This window comes from Pseudomonas sp. NPDC098740, assembly GCF_044760065.1.
In the GTDB taxonomy this organism is placed as follows: Bacteria; Pseudomonadota; Gammaproteobacteria; order Pseudomonadales; family Pseudomonadaceae; genus Aquipseudomonas; species Aquipseudomonas rossensis.
In genome coordinates this window covers 26,625-49,456 of record NZ_JBIWAM010000018.1, presented here as the reverse complement: position 1 = coordinate 49,456, position 22,832 = coordinate 26,625, and the positions used below count along the sequence as shown (strand labels likewise).

Genomic DNA, 22,832 nt, shown 5'->3' with positions numbered 1-22,832 from the left:
GTTCTCGCCTCTTCGAGTGGTCATCGTGTCCCGACTTTTTTCTATCTTTGTCGCATTTGTCGCCAGTTTTCTGCTGATGGGTTCAGCTCACGCCGAAGTCAAAGTTCTCACCAGTATCAAGCCTCTACAGCTGATCGCCGCGGCGGTGCAGGACGGCGTGGCGATTCCGGAAGTCTTGCTGCCGCCTGGTGCCTCGCCTCATAACTATGCCTTGCGCCCATCCGACGTACGGAAGGTGCAATCAGTGGATCTGGTTTACTGGATCGGTCCGAGCATGGAAGGTTTCCTGCCACGCGTGCTTCATGGTCGTACGCTACCCAGTGTCGCCGTGCAGGATTTGCCGGGCCTGAAACTGCGACATTTCGCCGAAGATAGCCACTCCCACGCTGAAGAAGCCGACGAACATGATCACGATCACCGTCCAGGCAGTCTGGACGCGCACTTGTGGCTTTCGCCGGTCAACGCCCGTGTCATTGCCACAAAAATGGTTGCTGACTTGAGTGCAGCCGATCCGGCCAATGCCGCGCGTTATCAGAGCAACCTCAAGGCGTTCGATGAGCGTCTGGATGCAATGGATCTTCGCTTGAAGGCGCGCCTGGCCGGCATCGCGGGCAAACCGTACTTCGTATTCCACGAGGCCTTCGACTACTTTGAAGACGCCTACGGTCTCAAGCACGCCGGCGTATTCAGCGTCGCCGCCGAGGTCCAGCCCGGCGCCCAGCACGTCGCGGCGATGCGCACTCGATTGCAGGAAGTCGGCAAAACTTGCGTGTTCAGCGAACCGCCTCTGCGTCCGCGCCTGGCGGAAACCCTGGTGGCGGGTCTGCCGGTGAAGCTGGCGGAACTGGACGCGCTGGGCGGGTACACGCCGGCGACCGCTCAGGGGTATGAGCAGGTGCTGGAGAAGTTGGGGAATGATTTGGCGGGGTGTCTGGAGTCGTTGTAACCCCATAAAAAAGATCGTCCGAACGCGGCCCGAACCTTCGGCAGTTCCTACAAAGATCGGTGTAGGAGCTGCCGAAGGTTCGGGCTGCGTTCGGACGATCTTTTGACTTTAAAGCGCGAAAGGCAAATGAGTACTGACGTGCTGGCGCTGCGCCAAACGCTGCTGAAACTCCATCGGATCGTGAATCAGCACGTCCTGCCCGGCAAACGACTCGGCGGCGATCAACCGCGACAACCAGAACCGCACACACGCTACCCGCAGCATGGTCGGCCACAACTCCGCCTCGGACGCCGTGAACGGTCGCAGCGCTGCATAAGCGCCAAGCAACGCCCTCGCCCGTGGCCCGTCGATCAACCCGCTCTCGTCCGAACACCAGTCGTTCAAGGCGATCGCCACGTCGTAGAGCATCGGCCCCGAACACGCGTTATAGAAGTCGATCAACCCGGTCAGGTGCGTGCCTTCGAACATCGCGTTATCGCGGAACAGATCGGCGTGGATATTGGCTCGCGGCAGCGCCAGAATTTTCGTCTTCTGCTGTGTGATTTCGTCCAGAGCCCGTTGCAGCAGATCGCTTTGCTCGGCATTGAGGTGCGACAGCAACTGCGTGCCCTCTTCCAGCATCCAGTCCAGGCCCCGATCGGTCTTGCGCTTGATCATGTTGGCCTGGGTCGCAAGGTGCAGATGGCCGAGCAACTCGCCCACCTGAGCGCAATGCTGCGCATTGGCTACCTTGATGTGCTTGCCGGCCAGACGTGGCTGCAACAGCGCAGGTTTGCCGGCCAGTTCGCGCAAGGCGACGCCGTCGGTGGTGCGCAAGGCATAAGGCACTGGCAGGTCGGCGTCATGCAGCACGTCGAGCAGTTCAATGAAGAACGGCATCTCCTGAACCGGACCGCGCTCAACCAGGGTCAGGACAAATTCGCCCTGCTCCAGGCTGATGAAGAAATTGGTGTTTTCGCTACCAGCGGCAATCCCCTGGAAATCAAGCAGGCGGCCGAGCCCGTAAGGGGCGAGAAAGGTTTCCAGCTCGGGCCGAGCCAGCGGGGTGAACACAGACATGTTTGAACTGCCAGTACGGGCGCCGCTGCTTGAGCCAGCGCCGATTGAAATTAAGAAACTACTTCCACTCAAAGATCTTCCACGACGGAATCAGCATATCCGGCTGATCCGAGCGAATGAAGTTTGCATCTGTCCCGTCCGCGCGCACCAGAAAATACGGCGGTGCACCCTTCGGTGTGACCTTGATCGCATACAGGAAACCGTTTTGACGGTACTCCTGGATGGTTTTATCCCCTTCCGTGCGGATAGTGACTTCCGGCTCCGGTGTCGGCGCATCGTCCGCCGCCATGACGGCCACCGGAACGGATGCAAACAACCCAGCCAGCAACAGGCGATTTAGTGTGCGCATGATAACCTTGTCCCTTTGTCGTCAACGGTCCCGCTATTCTAGCGCCGGACCCGCCGAAAAGGTTGATCCTGCTCATGAGCCAAGCCCCCCTCGTCCTGGTGGACGGTTCTTCTTACCTGTACCGCGCCTTTCACGCCCTCCCACCGCTGACCACGTCCAAAGGCCTGCCGACCGGTGCGGTCAAGGGCGTATTGAACATGCTCAAGAGTCTGCGCAAGCAGTACCCGGAAAGCCCGTTCGCCGTGGTGTTCGACGCCAAGGGCGGGACATTCCGGGACGAAATGTTTGCTGAGTACAAGGCCAACCGCCCAAGCATGCCCGACGATATGCGTGTTCAGATCGAGCCGCTGCACCAAAGCGTGATCGCCCTGGGTTTTCCACTGTTGTGCGTCGAAGGCGTCGAAGCCGATGACGTGATCGGCACCCTGGCCCGCAGCAGCGCGGCGGCCGACCGCCCGGTGGTGATCTCCACCGGCGACAAGGACATGGCGCAGCTGGTCGACGGCCACATTACCTTGGTCAATACCATGACCGGAAGCGCGCTGGACGTGGAGGGCGTGAAGGAGAAATTCGGCGTCGCTCCCGAGCAGATCATCGATTACCTGGCACTCATGGGCGATTCTTCCGACAACATTCCGGGCGTTCCGGGCATTGGCCCGAAGACCGCTTCCGGCCTGTTGGTCGGTGTGAACGGCGGCCTGACCGAGCTCTATGCGCAGCTCGACATCGTCCCGACCCTGCCGATTCGTGGTGCGAAAACCCTGCCGGCCAAGCTCGAAGAACACAAGGAGATGGCGTTCCTCTCCTATCAACTGGCGACCATCAAGATCGACGTGCCGCTGGATATCGGCCTCGACGACCTGCAAATGGGCAAGCCCGATCACGACAAGCTCGCCGAGCTCTACACCTTGCTGGAATTCAAGAGCTGGTTCGAAGAGAACCAGCGCGACGCCAAGCGTTCCGGTCAGGAAGTCGCCGCTCCGGTGGCTGAAGAAGCGGCCGTCGATACCGAACTCAAGTACACAACGATCCTCACCCAGGCTGATTTCGACCTGTGGCTGAAGAAGCTCAACGACGCCAAGTTGATCGCCTTCGATACCGAAACCACTGGCATCGATGCTCAACAGGCGCAACTGGTGGGCCTGTCTTTCGCTGTACAAGCCAACGAAGCGGCCTACATCCCGCTGACCCATTCCTACATGGGCGTACCGGATCAGCTCGATCGCGACACCGTGCTGCGCGCGCTGAAGCCGATCCTGGAAGATCCGAACAAACTTAAGGTCGGCCAGCACGCCAAATTCGACATGAACATCCTGGCCAACTGTGCCATCGGTGGCGATCAGAGTTGCGGCATCACCGTCCAAGGCATCGCCTTCGACACGATGCTCGAATCCTACGTGCTGGACTCCACCGCGACCCGCCACGACATGGACAGCCTGGCGCTCAAGTACCTGAATCACACCACCACCAGTTTTCAGGACATCGCCGGCAAGGGTGCCAAGCAGCTGACGTTTGACCAGATATCTCTGGAGCTGGCGGGGCCTTACGCTGCCGAAGACGCCGACGTGACGTTGCGCCTGCATCAAACCCTGCTGGAAAAACTCAACGCCATCCCGAGCCTGAGCAAGGTTCTGAGCGAAATCGAAATGCCGTTGGTGCCGGTGCTGGCACGGATCGAACGCCAAGGCGCGCTGGTCGACGCCAACCTGCTGGGCATTCAGAGCGTTGAGCTGGGCGAGAAAATGGTCGCCCTCGAGCGTGAGGCGTTCGCCATTGCCGGGGAAGAATTCAACCTCGGCTCGCCGAAGCAATTGGGCGTGATCCTGTACGAAAAACTCGGCCTGCCAATCCTCAGCAAAACCGCCAAGGGCCAGGCGTCCACCGCCGAAGCCGTGCTGGCGGAACTGGCTGAACAGGATTTCCCGCTACCCAAAGTGCTGATGCAGTACCGCTCGATGAGCAAGCTGAAAAGCACCTACACCGATCGCCTGCCAGAGCAGATCAACCCGCGCACCGGACGGATTCACACCTCTTACCACCAAGCCGTAGCGGCAACCGGACGTTTGTCGTCCAGCGATCCAAACCTGCAGAACATTCCGATTCGCACCGCCGAAGGGCGTCGGATTCGTCAGGCGTTCGTCGCACCAAAAGGCTACAAGCTGCTGGCAGCGGACTATTCGCAAATCGAACTGCGAATCATGGCTCACCTGGCCAAGGACGAAGGTTTGCTGCACGCGTTCCGCAATGACCTGGACGTGCACAAAGCCACCGCGGCGGAAGTCTTCGGGGTTGAACTGGCAGACGTCACCACCGACCAACGGCGCAGCGCCAAGGCGATCAACTTCGGTTTGATCTACGGAATGAGCGCGTTCGGCCTGGCCAAGCAGATTGGTGTTGATCGCAAGCAATCCCAGGCCTACATCGACCGTTACTTCGCCCGTTACCCAGGCGTGCTGGAATACATGGAACGCACCCGCGCCCAGGCCGCCGAACAAGGTTTCGTTGAAACCATCTTCGGTCGTCGCCTGTACCTGCCGGAAATCAACGCGAAAAACCCGGCCCTGCGCAAAGGTGCCGAACGCACAGCGATCAACGCCCCGATGCAAGGCACCGCGGCGGACATCATCAAGAAAGCCATGATTGCCGTGGATAGCTGGCTGACAGCATCAGGCCTGGACGCCAAAGTCATCCTGCAGGTGCACGATGAATTGGTTCTGGAAGTGCGGGAAGATTTGGCCGACCAAGTCCGTGATGAAATTCGCGTGCACATGAGCGACGCAGCGAAGCTTGATGTGCCGCTGTTGGTAGAGGTTGGTGTAGGAAATAACTGGGATGAGGCTCACTGAACCGTCTGAAAAGGCGTTTTCCGCTGCGGCATAGTGCCGCGGCAGAAAGACCGAAGGGCTCTTAGTTCGGAAAATTCGATGCCCTATTCCAAAGGCTTTTTAATAAATTCTGAACTAATCTCCTGAATCGCCACTCAGAGTTACTGAATGGGTGGTGAAGCCCTTCGATGCTCCTAATGTTGTGTTAAGTGTTGGCAGATATCTGGACCCCGCCCTAGCGGTCCGGAACTTGAACCCCGGAACTTCCCCCTCCCCATAAGAAGTCCGGGGTTTTTTTTGCCCGCAGTTTTTGTAAATGAGCTTACTCCGCGAGCTCGGCGCCCTTGTCCGCCAGTTCCATCCAACCCGCCAGTACAGTGTAGGCGTCTTCCAGGCCCATGCGTTTTGGCGCCGAGAACAACTGGATGCTGATCGCATCTCCCCAACCCTTGCGGATGTCTGCCTGAACCTTGAGCAGGACGTTTTTAGCCGCGCCGTAGGTCAGCTTGTCGGCTTTGGTCAGCAAAATGTGCATTGGCATGCCGCTGGCGACAGCCCAGTCGAGCATCAGCAGGTCGAAGTCGGTCATTGGATGACGGATGTCCATCATCAAAATCAGCCCCTTCAAACTCTCACGACCTCCCAGATAGGCTTCCAGGTGACGCTGCCAGTGCAGCTTCAACGGGATAGGCACTTTCGCGTAACCGTACCCCGGCAGGTCGACCAGACGACGATCATCGTCTAGCTTGAAGAAGTTCAAGAGCTGTGTGCGACCCGGAGTTTTCGAGGTCCGCGCAAGGCTGGCGTGCGTCAAGGTGTTCAGCGCACTGGACTTGCCGGCGTTGGAACGCCCGGCGAAGGCCACTTCAAAGCCTTCGTCGTCGGGACATTGATCGACTTTGGCAGCGCTGAGCATGAAGGTGGACTGTTGGCACAGGCCGAGGATGGGGTTCTTGAGTTGCATGGGATTTCCGATGTGGGCGGCGCCGGGAATGGACGCGGCGAGCAGTGTCGTTTCCGTTTCAGTGACGCCAGTATATAATGCCGCAGATTTTGTGTGCGCTTTGTCCCAGCGTAGGATGAAGTTCACGAGAGCGATTGACCTTGATTGCGCACTAGAACGCAGAACGCTCTCAACCCTGAAAAGGTCGTTTTATGACGAAATGGCTGCTAGCTGCCGGTGTCTTGATGCCGCTTTACAGCGCTCAGGCTACACAGGATCCGGAAGCTGTGTACAACCGTGTTTGTGGTGCCTGTCATTCCGGCCAACTACCCATGGCGCCGAAAAAGGGCGATCAGGAAGCTTGGACGCCGAGGTTGGCGAAAGGTATGGAGACGCTGGTGCAACACGTGACCCAGGGTTTCAAGGCGATGCCGCCGCGTGGTTTGTGCATGGACTGCAGTGCCGAGGATTACCAAGCAATCATCCAGTGGATGAGCGAGTGATCCCGGTCCATAACTCTTTAACCCTTAGCCGTAGTTGGATTAGCTGATGAACAAATTGATCGTGAGTCTGCTGTTGACCGTGGGGATCTCCGGCATTGCCCATGCTGCAGGTGATGCGACTGCTGGTCAGGCGAAAGCCGCAGTATGTGGCGCCTGTCATGGCCCGGATGGCAACAGTATGGCGCCTAACTTTCCGAAACTGGCAGGCCAGGGCGAGCGTTATCTGAACAAGCAGCTACACGACATCAAGTCCGGTAAACGCACGGTACTGGAAATGACCGGCCTGCTGACCAACCTGAGCGATCAGGATCTGGCCGATATCTCCGCCTACTTCGCCAGTCAGAAAGGTAGCGTTGGCGCCGCCGACCCGAAAGTCGTTTCTCGCGGTGAAGCACTGTTCCGCGGCGGCGATCTGGCCAAGGGCCTGCCAGCCTGCACCGGTTGCCACTCGCCGAATGGTACAGGCAACGCAGCTGCCGGCTTCCCGCACCTGGGCGGCCAACACGCTCAATACATCGCCAAGCAACTGACCGACTTCCGCAAGGAAGAGGCCGGCCGCACCAACGATGGCGACACCAAGCCGATGCAGAGCATCTCCAAAAAGCTGAGCGACGAAGATATCGCAGCGGTGTCCAGCTATATTCAAGGCCTGCACTAAGTCCGGCGAATCGGGCGTTGCGCGAGGTGTACATCTCCTGCAACGTTAACGCTCGATTAATCCGTCGATGCAAGCATAAAAAGGGTGGCTTTGGCCGCCCTTTTTTGTGGCCACTGCCGTTACACTACAGAACTCAAGCCCGCCAGGACCTGTCTGAAAACAGGTCGCGCGAGGCGACCAAAATTGTCCAGGAGTAAAGCATGCGTAATCTGATCATCAGCGCCGCACTCGTCGCTGCCAGCCTGTTCGGCATGACCGCCCAAGCTGCTGAAGCACCCGCAGCACCTTATGTCGAACTGACCAATCCCGTCCCGGTAGCTGTGCCTGGCAAGATCGAAGTGGTGGAGCTGTTCTGGTACGGCTGCCCGCACTGCTACGCTTTCGAACCAAAAGTCAATCCTTGGGCTGAAAAGCTGCCATCGGATGTGAACTTCGTGCGCATTCCAGCGATGTTCGGCGGTGCCTGGGACATTCACGGTCAATTGTTCCTGACTCTCGAAGCCATGGGCGTCGAAAGCAAGGTTCACTCAGCGGTATTCGAAGCGATCCAGGTCGAAAAAAAGCGCCTGACCACGCCTGAAGAGATGGCCGAGTTCGTCACCACCCAGGGCATCGACAAGGACAAGTTCCTGGCCACCTACAACTCCTTCGCAATCAAGGGCCAAATCAACAAAGCCCGCGAACTGGCCAAGAAATATGAAATCTCCGGCGTTCCGACCATGGTCGTCAACGGCAAGTATCGCTTCGACGTGGGCTCTGCCGGCGGCGCCGAGCAAGCATTGCAACTGGCCGACAAGCTGATCGACAAAGAGCGAGCGGCTAACAAGGCTGCTGCCAACTAAGCGCGGCGACTGCCATGCGCCGCTGGGGCACTGAACGCGTCGTTGGCCTGCATGATCCGCGGGTCAACGAACATCATCTGGAATCGACGGGCCTGCCCGCAGACAGTCGTCTGCGTCTGCTCAGTTTCAATATCCAGGTCGGCATCAGTACCGAGCGCTATCGGCATTACCTGACCCGAGGCTGGCAGCATCTGTTGCCGCACACCGGGCGTGCCGACAATCTGCAAAAGATCGGCAATCTGCTGGGCGACTTCGATCTGGTCGCCTTGCAGGAAGCCGATGGCGGCAGCTTGCGATCAGGCTACGTCAATCAGGTCGAACACCTGGCCCAGCTCGGCGCATTCCCCTACTGGTATCAACAACTCAATCGCAATCTCGGACGCCTCGGCCAGCACAGCAATGGTGTGCTCAGCCGCCTGCGCCCGTGGGCGATTGAAGATCATCCGCTACCGGGGCCCAAGGGTCGCGGAGCTATTCTGGTGCGCTTTGGCGAAGGTCCTGAGGCGCTGGTGGTGGTCATGATGCACCTGGCGCTGGGCGCTCGCGCCCGCAGCATGCAACTGGCTTACATCCGCGAGCTGATTGGCGGCTATAAACACCAAGTGCTGATGGGCGACATGAATACCCATGCCAGTGACTTGCTGCAAAACTCCCCGTTGCGTGACCTCGGCCTGCTCGCGCCGCAACTGGAAGCGACGTTCCCTAGCTGGCGCCCGCAGCGCTGTCTGGACCATATTCTGCTGAGCCCCACCCTGACCCTTGAAAAGGTCGAGGTGCTGGCACACCCCATTTCCGATCACTTGCCGGTCGCGGTAGAGATTCGTCTGCCGGGTTCGCTCACGGCCGATGCATTGCCCGCGTTGAGTCCTGCCCCTCGCGGATCCCATGAATGAGCGACGAAGCACAGCGCTGGAAAGAGAAATACCTCAAAAGTATCGAACAACAGGAAAAGCTCGAACGTCGATGGGACGCCCGACTCGACCTGTTGCGTCGTGGCCTGGTGCGCAGCACGCTGGCAGCCGAGGGCACCGACCGCGTCGTTGACCAATGCATGAAGGAAATGCGTGAGGTCGTGCGCACCGACGACATGGACGCCGGCCTGGCCGCCCTGCTTCCGCGGCTGGAAAAAGCCGTGCTCGACTCCGAACAACGCCGGGAAACCCGGGTTAACCAGACCAGCGCTGCATTGACCGCGCTGGTCTCGCAGCTGCAAACATTACCGCTGCCCCGCGAAGTAAGCCGGCCGCTGAAAAACTTCGCCAAACATCTGGATGCAAGAGTCGGGCAGGCGCGCGAAATTCCGCTGCTGCTCAGCGAACTGAGCGGTCTGCAAGGCAAAGCCCTGAATCAGCTCGAAAACCCGGCAGAACCCGGCCGCCCTGGTTTGCTGCAGCGACTGTTTGGTAGCCGTGAAGCGGATGAAGCGGCATCACAGATTGCCTCCGGCACCTTCCCGACGCCCGCTACTGCATCCGAGCCACCGATGATCGAGGCTCCGCCCGCAGCAGCGCCTTCTCCTGCAGTTGTAGCGTTTGTCCCGCCGGTGCTTGAGCCGGAGCGAGCACGCGCCCAGACTCCAGAGACGCAACCGCACCCGCAACCGGACATAGAACATCCAGAAGAACCCGCTCCATCAATCATCGAGCCGGAAATACAGGCTCAACCAGCTATTAATCCCGACGAACTGACCCCGTTGGTCTATCTCGACAGCCTGCCGTTGCCCCCGGCCTTGGCCGAGGTGTTGGCCGCCGTAGACACTGAACAATCCGAGCCGGATGTTCTCTACGCCCTGCCGGACTCACCCGAGCCGTCCTACAGCTCGGTGGCCAAGCATATCGAAGACACGCTACTGGGCCTGCTCGACGACCTGACGCTGCCCGAGCGTCATCGTCCTCAAGCCGAAGCGATGCGTGATCGCCTGCAAAACGGTTTGAATTGGTACGAACTGCTGCCAATCCTCGACGATCTGGCAACCTTGATGCTGGCAATCACCGACAGTGGCCAGCATGAATTCGAAGCCTACTTGCAACAGCTAAACGAACGCCTCGAGTCGTTCCAAAGCAACTTGCAAGCCGCCAGCGAAGGCCATGCCGACAACCGTTCCGCCGCACGCGAGATGGACACGCAGATCCGCGAGCAAGTCGACGGCTTGCAGAGCAGCATGCAGGAAGCCGCCGACCTGGACGATCTCAAGCACGTTCTGGAAAACCATCTGGAAGGGCTGCTCGGCACCATGGACCAGCACCAGAAGCAGCGTGACGAGCGTGAGCAGGAAGTTGCAGCCCGCCTTCATGGTCTGGCCGAACGCGTTGCGCACATGGAGCAGGAAGCCCTGGGCTACCGCGAGCATCTTGAAGAGCAGCGTCAGAAAGCCTTGATCGACCCACTGACTGGCCTGCCTAACCGGGCAGCCTGGAGCGAACGGCTGGATCACGAAATCAACCAATGGCAGCAACACGGCAACACCCTGTTGCTGGCAATGCTCGACCTCGACCATTTCAAACGCATTAACGATAACTATGGTCACCTGGCGGGCGACAAAGTACTGAAAATCATCGCCAGCGTGCTACGCAAGCGCCTGCGCGGGACGGATTTCATTGCACGGTTCGGCGGTGAGGAGTTTGTCCTGTTGATGCCAGACACAGTGCCAACTGCTGGTGCGAAACTGCTGGAAAAGCTGCGCGCCTCGATCGAAGCCTGTCCTTTCCACTTCAAGGGTGAGCCGGTAACCATCACCATTTCCATGGGTCTAACTGCCTTCAAGCCCGGCGAACATAGCGATCTTGTCCTTAAAAGAGCCGATCAGGCCCTATATCGCGCGAAACATGCCGGCCGTAACCAAGTGGCACTGGGCTGACGGTCAATTGTTCCATTTTATTTAAAACTTCGCGTTGGCCGTCTGCCCGCCAGGCAGTACGTTACACTGTTGCATTACTGTCTTGCGTGTATTGCCTTCTGCCATGAAATATCTATCTCTCATCGTGTCGCTGATTCTGTTGGCCGGTTGTGCCAGCGGCCCCCGGTTCGACACCCGTCACCCTTCAGCCAATTACGACAGCCGCATTCAGTTCGTGGTGGTGCACTACACCTCCGCATCACTGGAGCGCTCGCTGCAACTGCTGACCCATGGCGACGTCAGCAGCCATTACCTGATTGGCGATGACAAGGGCGCCACCATCTACAAGCTGATGGATGAAAACCTCCGAGCCTGGCACGCTGGGGAAAGCGAGTGGCAAGGCCGGACCTGGTTGAACTCCAGCTCCATTGGCATCGAAATCGTCAATCCGGGTTTTAAAGACACCCCTGCCGGGCGCCTTTGGTACCCCTACAGCGAAGATCAGGTCCAGTCCCTGATCGTCCTGCTCAAGGACATCAGCAAGCGTTACGCCATCAATCCCCGCAGCATCATCGGCCATAGCGACATCGCCCCGCTGCGCAAGCTTGATCCAGGGCCGCTGTTCCCCTGGAAGCGTCTGGCTGCCGAAGGCCTGGGAATCTGGCCGAATGAGCAGGCGGTAACGCGCCAGCAGGCACAGTTCGAACTACAACTGCCAACCATCAGCTGGTTTCAGGCACAGCTGGCCCGCGCGGGTTATCCCACGCCGCAAACCGGCGAACTGGATGTTGCGACACGTCATGTGATTGCGGCCTTCCAGATGCATTTCCGACCGTCACGTTTCGATGGCACACCGGATGCGCAAACCGCGGCACTTCTACAAGTCTTGAACCAGACAAAATAACGACGGCCGCCCGACGGTCAGGGCTTTTTTTCCAATCAGCAGCTATAACTCATTGGTAATTCTTCGGATATTCCCTATGCCTGCTGCTCGAGAGACGCTACGTAGTTGGTTCTTTCGCCCTTGGTTTTTGGCGATACTGGCTGCTGCCTTGAGCGCGACACTCCTGATGGCCGGCAGCCTGTACGTGGCCATGCATCAAGTCGAGCAGAGCGAAAGCGAAGAAATGAATGCCCAGGGCGAGCGCTTCCTTGCTCGTCTGGAGCAGCTGTTCGGGCAGTTGCGGGAAAGCCTCGACGACCTGGAAGCCCAGCCGTTACGCGGCTGCGATGACGAAATGATCGCGACCTTGCAACAGGTCAGCTTCAATTATCGTTTCGTTTACGAAGCCGCTTATATGGACGCCACGCGGATCTGTTCCAACCGCCCCCGCCAGGAAGGGCTGTCGATGATAAGGCCGCCAGACATCAAGGGGCCGACCTACAGCTACTGGCTGAACACCACCACCGAACCCGATGAAAACCGCGCCGCGCTGATGCTCGGACGTGGCAATTTTCGTGTCGCGACGTCTCGCGGGCATTTGACCGACATGGTCGACTTGCCACCGGGAAGCAGCCTGCTGGTGGTGCTCGATCGCGGTACGCGGGCGATTCCGGTACTGGGTGTCTCGCAGGTCTGGCCACCCACCGAACCCTGGCCCCCGAAAAGCCTCGACGCGCTACAAGTGACGCATTCCCGCTTGATTTACCGCATGCCCACCAACAATCCGGAATACCAATTGGTGCTGATCAGCCCACGCACCGGCATTAATGTACCCGCAGTCTGGTGGTGGTTGCTGCCGGCCAGCCTGGCACTCGCCTTATGCGTGGGTTTTCTGGTGCTTCTGCTGGTGCGCCAAAGACAGTCGCTGGACGCCGAACTGAGTGGCGCCATACGACGAGGCGAATTGCAGGTGCTGTATCAACCGATCTTCGACCTCGACAGCCGCAACTGTGTCGGGGCAGAAGCCTTGCTGCGCTGGCGAAGGCCGGACGGCACCTTGACCAGCCCCGACCTGTTTATTCCGATGGCGGAGAACACCGGCCAGATCCGCCAGATGACCGACTTCGTCCTGCAACGCCTGCTTGAACAGCTGGGTCAATTGTTGCGGGCCAATCCGCAACTGTACATATCGGTCAACCTGGCGGCCTGCGACGTCATGGTGCCGCGTATCGGTCAGGTAATGGCGCGACTGCTGACCTTGCACCGCGTCGCGGCAAAGCAAATTGCCTTTGAGGTCACCGAGCGGGGATTGATCGATGTCGTGGTAGCCCGGGAAAACCTGCAAGCCTTGCGGGATGTCGGGCATCAAGTGCTGATTGATGACTTTGGCACCGGCTATTGCAGCCTCGCCTATCTCCAAACCCTGCCAGTCGATTGCCTGAAAATCGACAAGGCGTTTATCGATGCGCTGGGTCATGACGCTGCAAGTAGCGGTGTCGCCCCGCACATCATTCACATGGCCCAGGCCCTGCAACTCAAGGTGATTGCCGAGGGCATCGAACTTGAATCCCAGGCGGCGCTTCTGAGCAGTGAAGGCGTGAAGTTCGGTCAGGGTTGGCTATTCGCCCATGCATTGAGTGCGGTGCAGTTCATCGAGCTGATTACCCGTGGTCGCCGATTGGCAGCCCGACGTCTCGATGACGAAGCCTGAAGAGGCTGCGGCTTATACCGACAGCGCCATATAGAACTGAGTACCCTGCCCTGGCCGCGAATAAACACCCATCCGACCGCCGTGCAACTGCACGATTTCCTTACACAGTGCCAGACCGAGCCCGGCACCGCCCTTCTTGCGACCCACCTGTACAAAGGGTTCGAAAATCCGCCCCTGCTGACCATAGGCAATGCCTTCGCCGTTGTCCTCGACGCTGATAATCACTCGCTCCCCATGGCGTCGAGCCTGCAAACGTATTTGCCCGCCGGAAGCGGTGTGGCGCAACGCGTTGTCGATCAGGTTATCGAGCACCCGGTCGAGCTGCGGCTGATCGGCCTGCAATCGCGGTAATGGCCCTTGCACTTCCACTAGCAGGTCGATGCCCTGCTCTTTTGCGGGGCCGGCAAAACGTGCCCGGGCCTGCTCCAGCAAATCCTCGATGGAGCACGGCGCCAACGTGAGTTTCTGCAATCCGTTCTGGTAGCGGGAGAAGTTCAGCAGGTCGTTGATCAACTGCATCAAGCGCTGCATCTCTTCATTCACGGTGTCCAGCAGATCAGCTTCACGCGAGTCCTTGGCAAAGTGCGCGCGCTCGCGGAACAGGCCGAACGCCATGTGCATCCCGGTGACCGGGGTTCGCAATTCATGGGAGGCGCGCAGCACGAACTCACTGCGCACACGTTCAAATGCACGCTGTTCGGTGACGTCATGCAGCACCATCACGGCGCCAAGAATATGGCCCTGTGTATGGCTGACCGGCGTCAGGCTAAAGGTCAGCAACCGCGATTCACCGTCGACTTCGATACTCAAGTCCTCCGGCGCCCGCTCCAGGGTGCCGCCGCGCAGCACCAGTTGCAGCTGTTCATCGAGCTCGGGACGCTCAAGCGCCGTACCCAGACCTTGACCGACACGATCGGTGTCCCAACCCAACTGACGCTGCGCCACTGGGTTGAGGTGTTCCAGATGTCCCTCGCGGTCGATCATCAGCAACCCATCGTCGATGCTGTCGAGCACGGCCTGCAAACGCTGCTGGCCTGCGAGCAGCTCATCGACATTGGTGGCCTGATGCTCGCGCAGGGCCTCGGCCATGATCCCGAAGCGCTTGGTCAGCTGGTTCATTTCCACGCCCGAGGAAATCGGCAGCGTCACTTCGAAATTGCCTTTGCCGATGTTGTCCGCCGCCTGGACCAGGGCCTCGATCGGTGCACCAAAACGTTGAGCAATAGCGTGGGCAGTGACGAAACCGATGATCAGCACCGCCAACCCCACCAACCCGAGCAGGCCGGCAACCAGCAGCGCCCTCTCCCGAGCCTGGCGCTCGGTGGCATTGATGTTATCCAGCGCACGCTGTTGCTCGACGATCAAACCATTGCGCAGCGCATTGAATTTTTCGGTGAGTTCTTTGTTGCCACTCAACACCTGCATCGAGTCACGTGACAGGTCGTATGCCTGTAGAAAGCTCAGGTAGTCAGCCTTGGCCTGTTCAAAACCGTGCTGGCGCTCATCGCCAGCCTGGGCATGGACAATGCCGTCATCAAGCAACTGAAAGTAATGCTGCTTGGACGCCTCGAACGCTGCAGGATCCGGCTTCTCGCTGAGCATGATCATCAGCTGATCGCCCAAGGTCTGACGCAATTTCAGTCCCAGGTCGAGCGTGACGAAATTATTGCGAATCAGCGCTTCCTGGGAACTCGCCATCTGCATCACGCTGACCAGCCCGAGCAACAGCCCAAGCAGCGCAACGGTGATCAGTGCTGAAATACTCAGAAACAGCCGCGTGCGCAACTTCATCGCCAGTCTCATCGGAGACAGCTCACAAGTTGTACTGCTTGCGTTTTCGGTACAACGTCGAGGCATCGATACCCAGGGTCTTGGCGGCCTGGTCCAGCGTATCTGCAGTGGCGAGTACCGCTCCGATGTGGGCTTTTTCCAATTCATCCAGACTCAGCGCAGCGCCGATGCGAGGAGCGTTGTTGACCGGGGTTTCAGCCATGCCCAAGTGACTGATCTCCACCCGTTCCTGGGGACAAATGATGCTTGCCCGCTCCACAACGTTGCGCAGTTCGCGAATGTTCCCCGGCCAGCGGTAGCCGAGCAGCGCTTCACGGGCTTCGTCGCTGAAGCCCCGAGCCGGACGCGCGTATTCCTTGACAAAACGGGCCAGAAAACGATCGGCCAGGTTCAGAATATCTTCCCTGCGTTCGCGCAGTGGTGGCAGGTGCAAGGTGATGACGTTCAGGCGGTAGAGCAGGTCTTCGCGGAAACGGCCATCGCGGACCATGTCTTCGAGGTTCTGGTTAGTGGCCGCGAGGATGCGCACATCGGCGCGGCGGGTGACCGGGTCGCCCACCCGTTCGTATTCTTTATCCTGGATGAAACGCAGTAGTTTTGGTTGCAAAACCAACGGAAAATCGCCGATCTCGTCAAGAAACAGCGTCCCACCGTCGGCCTGATTGACACGACCCAGAGTACTTTCGCTGGCCCCGGTGAACGCGCCACGGCTGTGGCCGAAGAGCTCGCTTTCCATCAGTTCGGCGGTCAGGGACGGGCAGTTGATCGTGATGCAGGATTTCTTCGCGCGCTTGCTCCAGCCGTGAATGGCTTGGGACAGTTCGCCTTTACCGGTACCGGACTCGCCGAGAATCAAAATATTGGCATCGGTGCTGGCCACCTGGCGGGCGGTTTCGAGCACGACTTTCATCGCCGGGCTGTGAGAGTCCAGGCCATCCTTGGGTTTGCGCACTTCGCCTTCAAGGGCTTCCAGACGTGCTGACAGTTGCCGCACTTCCAGCTGCTTGGCGGTGGCCAGTCGCAATTGGTCGGGGCTGCAAGGCTTGACCAGATAGTCGGCGGCCCCGGCCTGAATGGCATCGACCGCCGTGTCCACGGCCGAATGAGCGGTGACGATCACCACCCTCATCCACGGCGCCTGAATGCGCATTTGGGCCAGCACATCGAGGCCATTGTCTTCACCCAGACGCAAATCGAGGAAGCACAGGTCGAAGACTTGGCGCTGAAGCAGTGCATCAGCCTGGGCAGCGCTGTTGGCGGTAGCGACGCTGTAGCCTTCATCTTCGAGGCAATAACGGAAAGTACGCAGGATGGCGGACTCATCGTCCACCAGCAAAATGCGGCCTTGATGCTCAGTGGCTGACTCCATTTTCCTACGCTCCTTCATGAATGATCTTGGTTAGTCCCGGAATAATCGGGCAAGTTGCATGGTTGATTCTGGTCGATTCCAGCCACAGCAGCGTAGCTCTCTCCTCACCCTACGGCTAATCGCCTGATTTTGTTGTTTTTTTATCAGATAGCCGGTTCGCAGGCGATTGCCAGTGTCCCCTTGTGACATCCACGCCCTCCTCGCAATTCAAAAATATTGAAAGTTCCTACGAGTCCATCGTGCATTACGCACGACTTCAAATGGACCATCGTGCAAGATGCGTCCGAACCGATTTCCACATCATTCATAACCATCTGATTTTATTGGATTTTGTTCTCGTGAAAAGCTGGCATGCAGGCTGCAATAGCGTGATGAACCAGGGCATTTAAAAAGTCGCCCTCACAAGATCACCACAGTGTGGGAGGAGCTTCAGGATGAGTCGCCAACGTGCCGCCCAGTTGCGTATCTCGCCACTGCATCTCCAGCAAGGTCTGTTTGCTGTTCTGGCGCTATTAATCACCTTGATCGGCGGCCAGCAGTTTCAGCGCTGGGAGCAGAGCCAGCAGCAAGAAGCGCCACGCTTGTCGATGCAGCACCCGACCCAAACCCATTTCAGCGCGGCCAGCAGTCACCAGGCTGACAGCCCCCCAATGCGAATGATGGACGTCGACCAGGCTCAGCCTGCGGATGAGATGCCTCGCCAGGAACGTTGGGTGTTCTAAACACATGAACTTGGCGCGTTCGATGCGCCGGGAAAAGCACCACAAGCAACATCTCTAATAGAAGCGTAAGGAGAATCACCATGTTGAGCTGGGCAATCACATTCTTGATCATTGCCATCATCGCTGCGGTACTGGGCTTCGGTGGTATCGCGGGCACCGCCACGGGTATCGCCAAGATTCTCTTTGTCGTGTTCCTGGTGATGTTCATTGCTTCCTTCTTCTTTGGCCGTCGCGGTCGAGGGTGAATATGAGCGTTTTGTTAAAGACACTGGCAGCCGCCCTGCTTCTGGGCGGCAGTGCCATGGCAACAGCGGCCAATGACGGCCAGGCGCGGGTCAATGAGTTGCTAAATGCAGACCCGCAGTACCGTGAAACCTGGCAAGGCGTGGTGAAGAAGGAAGAACGCCTGCCGGAATGGGTCATGAACCTGTCCGGCGACGCCGAGCAAATGAATGCGGTTGAAGAAGATGGCGAAAAGTATCTGGTTGGGCCGTTGTGCGAATCGCAGGCGACATGCCTCAACAAGCGCTTGATCGTTGCCGTCAGCTTCGACAAGAAGGATGCCTACGCCATGCTGGTCGAAGTGCCTGCGGGGCTGCCGGCCGACAAGTCGCCCACGCGACATGCCGACTACCGCTTTCTTGGAAAGCCGGTCCAGGGTATGCAGGACTTGTTGATGGAACAGCTGAAGAAAGATCCACACTGGTACTGAATTCGTAACATGAAAGAAGCAGCATGGCTTCTTTCCACTGCGCCGCCCGAGGACGGTAGACGCATGATCAAGGGGCCGGGACGTTCTGCCTGTTTCAGGGGCGGAGTGACCTACGGGTACAGGGAGTGCCTGCGCAAGGGCCGGGTCAGGCAGAAGCTGCGACGCAAGTTCGCCGGTCACTCATGGATCGACGGACTTGCGAAGAGCTTCCTCAGCGCAAAGCGTTGTCTTAGAGCGCTCTGCTCGCATCCTCGCTTCGCCTCCGTTGCTCCCTCGCAAAACCATTTCGCGGTGTTTCTTTGGTGACCGTATATCGAGAAAACTGCGACTCGAAGACCGAGAATTTTCGCGCTTAAACGTAGGCTTTTTCCCAAATTTTAGCCCACACCCCCTTGTTCAAAAAACAACCAACCTCCTCTGCGATGGCCGGTTCACGGCACTTATGCCTGCCGAAATGTCGTATTCGAACCGGTTGGGACGCGAGTTTCAGATCAAAAAGCTCATGCCGATTCGGCATAGGGTAGGCGTTTACGGCATTAGACGTCGCTTCCTTGCATCTGAATAGTTGCGCCTTTTTTCGCCTGCCAGAGAGCCGATAACAAGCGCTCCGGGGCACCTTATACGGGGGTAGATGTACAAGACTTTTTCGCCACAAGCGTTCCAGTTCTTGCATCTGTCTGAGTCAAACGCAAGTAAGGGTAAAGATATGAAGAAGGCAAAGCTTAGCCTCGCCTGGCAGATCCTCATCGGTCTGGTATTGGGGATTGCAATCGGTGCGCTGCTCAACCATTTCAGTGCCGAAAAAGCCTGGTGGATCAGCAACGTCCTGCAACCAGCAGGCGATATCTTTATCCGTCTGATCAAGATGATTGTGATCCCGATCGTAATCTCTTCGCTGATCGTCGGTATTGCAGGCGTCGGCGACGCGAAGAAGCTCGGGCGTATCGGTCTGAAGACCATCATTTACTTCGAGATCGTCACCACCATTGCCATCGTGGTCGGTCTGATGCTGGCCAACGTGTTCCATCCGGGCACAGGCATCGACATGAGCACCCTGGGTACCGTAGATATTTCCAAGTACCAGGCCACTGCCGCCGAGGTTCAGCATGAACATGCGTTCATCGAAACCATCCTCAACCTGATCCCGTCGAACATCTTCGCGGCCATGGCCCGCGGCGAGATGCTGCCGATCATCTTCTTCTCCGTATTGTTCGGCCTCGGTCTGTCGAGCCTGCAATCGGACCTGCGCGAGCCGCTGGTGAAGATGTTCCAGGGCGTGTCGGAAAGCATGTTCAAAGTCACTCACATGATCATGAACTACGCCCCGATCGGCGTTTTCGCACTGATCGCGGTGACCGTGGCCAACTTCGGCTTCGCCTCTCTGGTGCCGCTGGCCAAACTGGTGATCCTGGTTTACGTCGCCATCGCCTTCTTCGCCTTCGTGGTGCTGGGCCTGATCGCTCGCCTGTTCGGCTTCTCGGTGATCAAGCTGATGCGCATCTTCAAGGATGAGCTGGTGCTGGCCTACTCCACCGCCAGTTCCGAAACCGTGCTGCCACGCGTGATCGAGAAAATGGAAGCCTACGGCGCGCCGAAAGCCATTTGCAGCTTCGTGGTACCGACCGGCTACTCGTTCAACCTCGACGGTTCGACCCTGTACCAGAGCATTGCGGCAATTTTCATTGCCCAGCTCTACGGCATTGATCTGTCGATCAGTCAGCAATTGCTGCTGGTGCTGACCCTGATGGTCACCTCCAAAGGCATCGCCGGCGTACCGGGTGTGTCCTTTGTGGTGCTGTTGGCCACCCTGGGCAGCGTGGGTATTCCGCTCGAAGGCCTGGCGTTCATCGCCGGTGTCGACCGCATCATGGACATGGCCCGTACCGCACTGAACGTGATCGGCAATGCCTTGGCCGTGCTGGTCATCTCCCGCTGGGAAGGCATGTACGACGATGCCAAGGGCCAGCGCTACTGGAACTCCTTGCCGCACTGGCGCAGCAAGGAAAAATTGCCGGCTGGCGAGATTCCCAGCAATTAAGCAGGTCCCTTGTGGGAGCGGGCTTGCTCGCGAAAGCGGTGTGTCATTCAGCAAATAGGTCGACTGACACTCCGTATTCGCGAGCAAGCTCGCTCCCACACTGGTCCGCGTATATCGCACAAACAAACCCCGGAGAAATCCGGGGTTTGTCGTTTCTGGCTACCCCGCTATCATTCGCCATTCTTTGGGGGATTTGACTGATGCTAAATGGCCTGTGGCTAAGCTTCTTCATCGTGGCTGCCGTTTCGGCACTGGCGCAATGGCTGATCGGCGGTAACGCCGGGATCTTCGCGGCGATGGTGGAAAGCATTTTCGCCATGGCCAAGTTGTCGGTCGAAGTCATGGTCCTGTTGTTCGGCACCCTGACGCTCTGGCTGGGCTTTCTGCGGATTGCCGAGAAGGCCGGGATCGTCGAGTGGCTGGCCAGAGCGCTGGGCCCGTTGTTCCTGCGTCTGATGCCGGGAGTGCCGGCCGGGCACCCAGCCATCGGCCTGATCACGCTGAACTTCGCCGCCAACGGCCTGGGCCTGGACAACGCCGCCACGCCGATCGGCCTTAAAGCCATGAAGGCGCTGCAAGAGCTCAACCCCAGCGACACCATCGCCAGCAACGCGCAGATCCTGTTCCTGGTGCTCAACGCCTCCTCCCTGACCCTGCTGCCGGTGACGATCTTCATGTACCGCGCCCAGCAAGGTGCGCCCGATCCGACCCTGGTGTTCCTGCCGATCCTGCTCGCCACCAGTTGCTCGACATTGGTCGGTCTGCTGTCGGTGGCGTTCATGCAGCGTCTGCGCCTGTGGGACCCGGTGGTGCTCGCGTACTTGATTCCCGGCGCCCTGATACTGGGTAGCTTCATGGCGTTGCTGGCGACGCTCTCGGCGACCGCTCTGGCGAGTTTGTCTTCTATCCTCGGCAACGTGACGCTGTTCGGGCTGATCATGTTGTTTCTGGTGATCGGCGCGTTACGTAAGGTGAAGGTGTACGAAGCGTTCGTCGAAGGCGCCAAAGAAGGCTTCGACGTGGCCAAGAACCTGCTGCCGTATCTAGTGGCCATGCTCTGTGCCGTCGGCGTGCTGCGGGCATCCGGAGCGCTGGACTTTGGCCTGGACGGGATTCGGCATCTGGTGGAGTGGGCCGGTTGGGACACGCGCTTCGTCGATGCGCTGCCGACCGCCATGGTCAAGCCGTTCTCCGGCAGTGCCGCCCGGGCGATGCTGATCGAAACCATGAAAACGTCTGGCGTGGACAGCTTCCCGGCGCTGGTGGCGGCGACGATTCAGGGCAGTACCGAAACGACCTTCTATGTATTGGCGGTGTACTTCGGCGCGGTGGGGATCCAGCGGGCGCGGCATGCGGTGGGGTGTGCGTTGCTGGCGGAGCTTGCCGGCGTTCTCGGCGCGATCGGCGTTTGTTACTGGTTCTTCGGCTAACCAAAAACCTGTAGCAGCTGGCGCAGCCTGCGTTCGGCTGCGAAGCAGTCGTCAATCCGTTATCCCGCATCTATCAGGTGGATCGCGGTGTCTGGTTTTGCGACTGCTTCGCAGCCGAACGCAGGCTGCGCCAGCTGCTACAAGGGATTCGCGGCGTTTCTGGCGGCAGGCGCGAGCTTTTGACCTTGCTCCACTGCCCAAGCCACCACCTGCGCCGTTAACAGGTCACTGGCCTGGCCAAACCCGGCCACCACCGCCGGCACCTTCGCATCGCTCAACGGCTGGCGCACTTCGAAGCGTCGGCTGGCGAGGATTCGCTGGTCATAACCGCGCACCAGCAACGCATCCAGACGCACGACGACGCTCGCGTGCGTTCCTTGGTATTCAGTCTGGAATGCCTGCAGGCTACCGCCCAGTTCAAGATCCGCCTGGAAATTGCTGTCGTCGGTGCTCAGCAATGGCACCCGACCATCACGCTGGAAACCATCCAACAGACGATTGCGCAGCAACACCGGTGCCGGGTCGCTCCAACGCGAAGCCTTGTAGATGCTGATCAGATCACCTTGAGGGATCACGGCGATCTTCGGGCTGCTCTGGTCCGAAGGCAACCGATAGACATCGGACGGCTCGGACTTGGGCAGGATCGAAGCCCTCAAGACAGCCGATGGCGGCGATCAGGAACGCGAAGATCGGCGCTTTGACGATCCCAACCAGAAAGTGCTGAACGCCGATGTCCGATTGCAGCAGCGACAGAAACATCGCCGGCGAGATATCCAGCGACACCGCGCACCACACCGCCGCCGACGATCCCCGAAAGCATCGCCAGAAAGGTCAGCATCGGCAGCGCGACCAGTAGGGCCAACACGCGCGGCACCACCAGCAGCTCCATCGGGTCGAGACCCAAGGTGCAATAGCGTCGATTTCGCAATCGGGGTGTTCGGCGGATCGGCCCAAACGCTCGGAACCGAGCAACTCCACCAGCAGCGACGCACCGGCGGTGTCGAGCGCGCCGAGGCCGTTGAGGTCGATGTGAGTGCTGTCGTCGTATTGGCCGTGAAGCTTTTCGCTCAGGTGCTTGAGATCGGCGTAATGGGCAAGCGTCCAGTCACCCGTGACCCGCAACTGAGCAGGGGAGTGGGAGGTGTCCAGTCGGGCACTGCCGGCCATTGTGCTGCTGGTCATAAGCTCCGTGCTTTATCGGCTATTACGCAGATC

At 58.8% G+C, this 22,832-nt stretch carries 20 protein-coding genes and 1 pseudogene; 14 read left to right on the top strand and 7 right to left on the bottom strand.

Annotated features, from left to right (window positions below; genetic code table 11):
- The first annotated feature begins 25 nt into the window (after positions 1-25).
- Positions 26-946 carry a zinc ABC transporter substrate-binding protein gene (locus ACIQU2_RS20840; protein WP_403143701.1) on the top strand — a complete coding sequence of 307 codons (921 nt, stop codon included), beginning with the start codon at positions 26-28 and terminating at the stop codon, positions 944-946.
- A gap of 108 nt (positions 947-1,054) precedes the next feature.
- Here ACIQU2_RS20840 and ACIQU2_RS20835 read toward each other — a convergent pair whose 3' ends face one another.
- Positions 1,055-2,005 carry a homoserine kinase gene (locus ACIQU2_RS20835; protein ID WP_403143700.1) on the bottom strand — a complete coding sequence of 317 codons (951 nt, stop codon included), beginning with the start codon at positions 2,003-2,005 and terminating at the stop codon, positions 1,055-1,057.
- A gap of 58 nt (positions 2,006-2,063) precedes the next feature.
- Complete coding sequence (locus ACIQU2_RS20830) at positions 2,064-2,354, bottom strand: DUF2782 domain-containing protein (protein ID WP_347803954.1); 291 nt, start codon at positions 2,352-2,354, stop codon at positions 2,064-2,066.
- A 74-nt stretch (positions 2,355-2,428) separates the two neighbouring features.
- On the opposite strand from ACIQU2_RS20830, the gene polA reads away from it, so the two are divergent.
- Positions 2,429-5,200, top strand: a complete 2,772-nt coding sequence (gene polA / locus ACIQU2_RS20825; protein ID WP_403143698.1) for a DNA polymerase I — start codon at positions 2,429-2,431, stop codon at positions 5,198-5,200.
- A 301-nt stretch (positions 5,201-5,501) separates the two neighbouring features.
- On the opposite strand, the gene yihA is transcribed toward polA, so the two are convergent.
- Positions 5,502-6,143 carry a ribosome biogenesis GTP-binding protein YihA/YsxC gene (yihA, locus tag ACIQU2_RS20820; RefSeq protein ID WP_046044882.1) on the bottom strand — a complete coding sequence of 214 codons (642 nt, stop codon included), beginning with the start codon at positions 6,141-6,143 and terminating at the stop codon, positions 5,502-5,504.
- A gap of 191 nt (positions 6,144-6,334) precedes the next feature.
- Here yihA and ACIQU2_RS20815 point away from each other — a divergent pair, with 191 nt between their 5' ends.
- The 7 genes from ACIQU2_RS20815 (at position 6,335) to ACIQU2_RS20785 (ending at position 13,555) form a co-directional block, all read left to right on the top strand.
- Positions 6,335-6,625, top strand: a complete 291-nt coding sequence (locus ACIQU2_RS20815) for a cytochrome c5 family protein (protein WP_008156007.1) — start codon at positions 6,335-6,337, stop codon at positions 6,623-6,625.
- Positions 6,626-6,671: 46 nt separating this feature from the next.
- The gene (locus ACIQU2_RS20810; RefSeq protein ID WP_283182376.1) at positions 6,672-7,283 is read left to right on the top strand and encodes a cytochrome c4; all 612 of its coding nucleotides are present in this window, start codon (positions 6,672-6,674) and stop codon (positions 7,281-7,283) included.
- A 200-nt stretch (positions 7,284-7,483) separates the two neighbouring features.
- Complete coding sequence (locus ACIQU2_RS20805) at positions 7,484-8,125, top strand: thiol:disulfide interchange protein DsbA/DsbL (RefSeq protein ID WP_403143695.1); 642 nt, start codon at positions 7,484-7,486, stop codon at positions 8,123-8,125.
- Between the two features lie 14 nt (positions 8,126-8,139).
- The gene (locus ACIQU2_RS20800) at positions 8,140-9,018 is read left to right on the top strand and encodes an endonuclease/exonuclease/phosphatase family protein (protein WP_347803951.1); all 879 of its coding nucleotides are present in this window, start codon (positions 8,140-8,142) and stop codon (positions 9,016-9,018) included.
- The gene (locus ACIQU2_RS20795; protein WP_403143692.1) at positions 9,015-10,982 is read left to right on the top strand and encodes a GGDEF domain-containing protein; all 1,968 of its coding nucleotides are present in this window, start codon (positions 9,015-9,017) and stop codon (positions 10,980-10,982) included. The genes ACIQU2_RS20800 and ACIQU2_RS20795 overlap by 4 nt, the downstream gene beginning before the upstream one ends.
- Positions 10,983-11,085: 103 nt before the next feature.
- Positions 11,086-11,865, top strand: coding sequence for an N-acetylmuramoyl-L-alanine amidase (locus ACIQU2_RS20790; RefSeq protein WP_403143690.1), 780 nt, complete (start codon positions 11,086-11,088; stop codon positions 11,863-11,865).
- Between the two features lie 76 nt (positions 11,866-11,941).
- Complete coding sequence (locus tag ACIQU2_RS20785; protein WP_403143688.1) at positions 11,942-13,555, top strand: EAL domain-containing protein; 1,614 nt, start codon at positions 11,942-11,944, stop codon at positions 13,553-13,555.
- 12 nt (positions 13,556-13,567) lie between these two features.
- Here ACIQU2_RS20785 and ACIQU2_RS20780 read toward each other — a convergent pair whose 3' ends face one another.
- Together ACIQU2_RS20780 and algB are read right to left on the bottom strand one after the other, a co-directional pair.
- The gene (locus ACIQU2_RS20780; RefSeq protein ID WP_403143686.1) at positions 13,568-15,358 is read right to left on the bottom strand and encodes an ATP-binding protein; all 1,791 of its coding nucleotides are present in this window, start codon (positions 15,356-15,358) and stop codon (positions 13,568-13,570) included.
- Positions 15,359-15,368: 10 nt separating this feature from the next.
- Entirely contained in the window at positions 15,369-16,715 is a 1,347-nt protein-coding gene (gene algB, locus ACIQU2_RS20775) for a sigma-54-dependent response regulator transcription factor AlgB (RefSeq protein WP_046044888.1), read from the bottom strand.
- Between the two features lie 434 nt (positions 16,716-17,149).
- On the opposite strand from algB, the gene ACIQU2_RS20770 reads away from it, so the two are divergent.
- The 5 genes from ACIQU2_RS20770 to ACIQU2_RS20750 all read left to right on the top strand — a co-directional run bounded on the left by ACIQU2_RS20770 (position 17,150) and on the right by ACIQU2_RS20750 (position 21,617).
- Positions 17,150-17,437 carry a hypothetical protein gene (locus ACIQU2_RS20770; RefSeq protein WP_403143684.1) on the top strand — a complete coding sequence of 96 codons (288 nt, stop codon included), beginning with the start codon at positions 17,150-17,152 and terminating at the stop codon, positions 17,435-17,437.
- Positions 17,438-17,517: 80 nt separating this feature from the next.
- Positions 17,518-17,682 (top strand): DUF1328 domain-containing protein, encoded by a 165-nt coding sequence (locus ACIQU2_RS20765; RefSeq protein WP_003177151.1) that lies wholly within the window; start codon positions 17,518-17,520, stop codon positions 17,680-17,682.
- Positions 17,683-17,684: 2 nt separating this feature from the next.
- Complete coding sequence (locus ACIQU2_RS20760; RefSeq protein ID WP_403143682.1) at positions 17,685-18,149, top strand: inhibitor of vertebrate lysozyme family protein; 465 nt, start codon at positions 17,685-17,687, stop codon at positions 18,147-18,149.
- Positions 18,150-18,855: 706 nt separating this feature from the next.
- Positions 18,856-20,187: a glutamate/aspartate:proton symporter GltP gene (gene gltP, locus ACIQU2_RS20755; protein ID WP_403143680.1), complete on the top strand. Its 1,332-nt coding sequence runs from the start codon at positions 18,856-18,858 to the stop codon at positions 20,185-20,187.
- Positions 20,188-20,387: 200 nt separating this feature from the next.
- Positions 20,388-21,617 carry a nucleoside recognition domain-containing protein gene (locus ACIQU2_RS20750; protein ID WP_347803943.1) on the top strand — a complete coding sequence of 410 codons (1,230 nt, stop codon included), beginning with the start codon at positions 20,388-20,390 and terminating at the stop codon, positions 21,615-21,617.
- 137 nt (positions 21,618-21,754) lie between these two features.
- Here ACIQU2_RS20750 and ACIQU2_RS20745 read toward each other — a convergent pair whose 3' ends face one another.
- Together ACIQU2_RS20745 and ACIQU2_RS20740 are read right to left on the bottom strand one after the other, a co-directional pair.
- On the bottom strand, positions 21,755-22,261 hold the full coding sequence (locus ACIQU2_RS20745; RefSeq protein ID WP_403143755.1) for an ABC-type transport auxiliary lipoprotein family protein: 507 nt from the start codon (positions 22,259-22,261) through the stop codon (positions 21,755-21,757).
- A gap of 1 nt (position 22,262) precedes the next feature.
- Positions 22,263-22,799, bottom strand: a pseudogene (locus tag ACIQU2_RS20740) (ABC transporter permease); the annotation flags it as partial.
- Between the last annotated feature and the right edge of the window lie 33 nt (positions 22,800-22,832).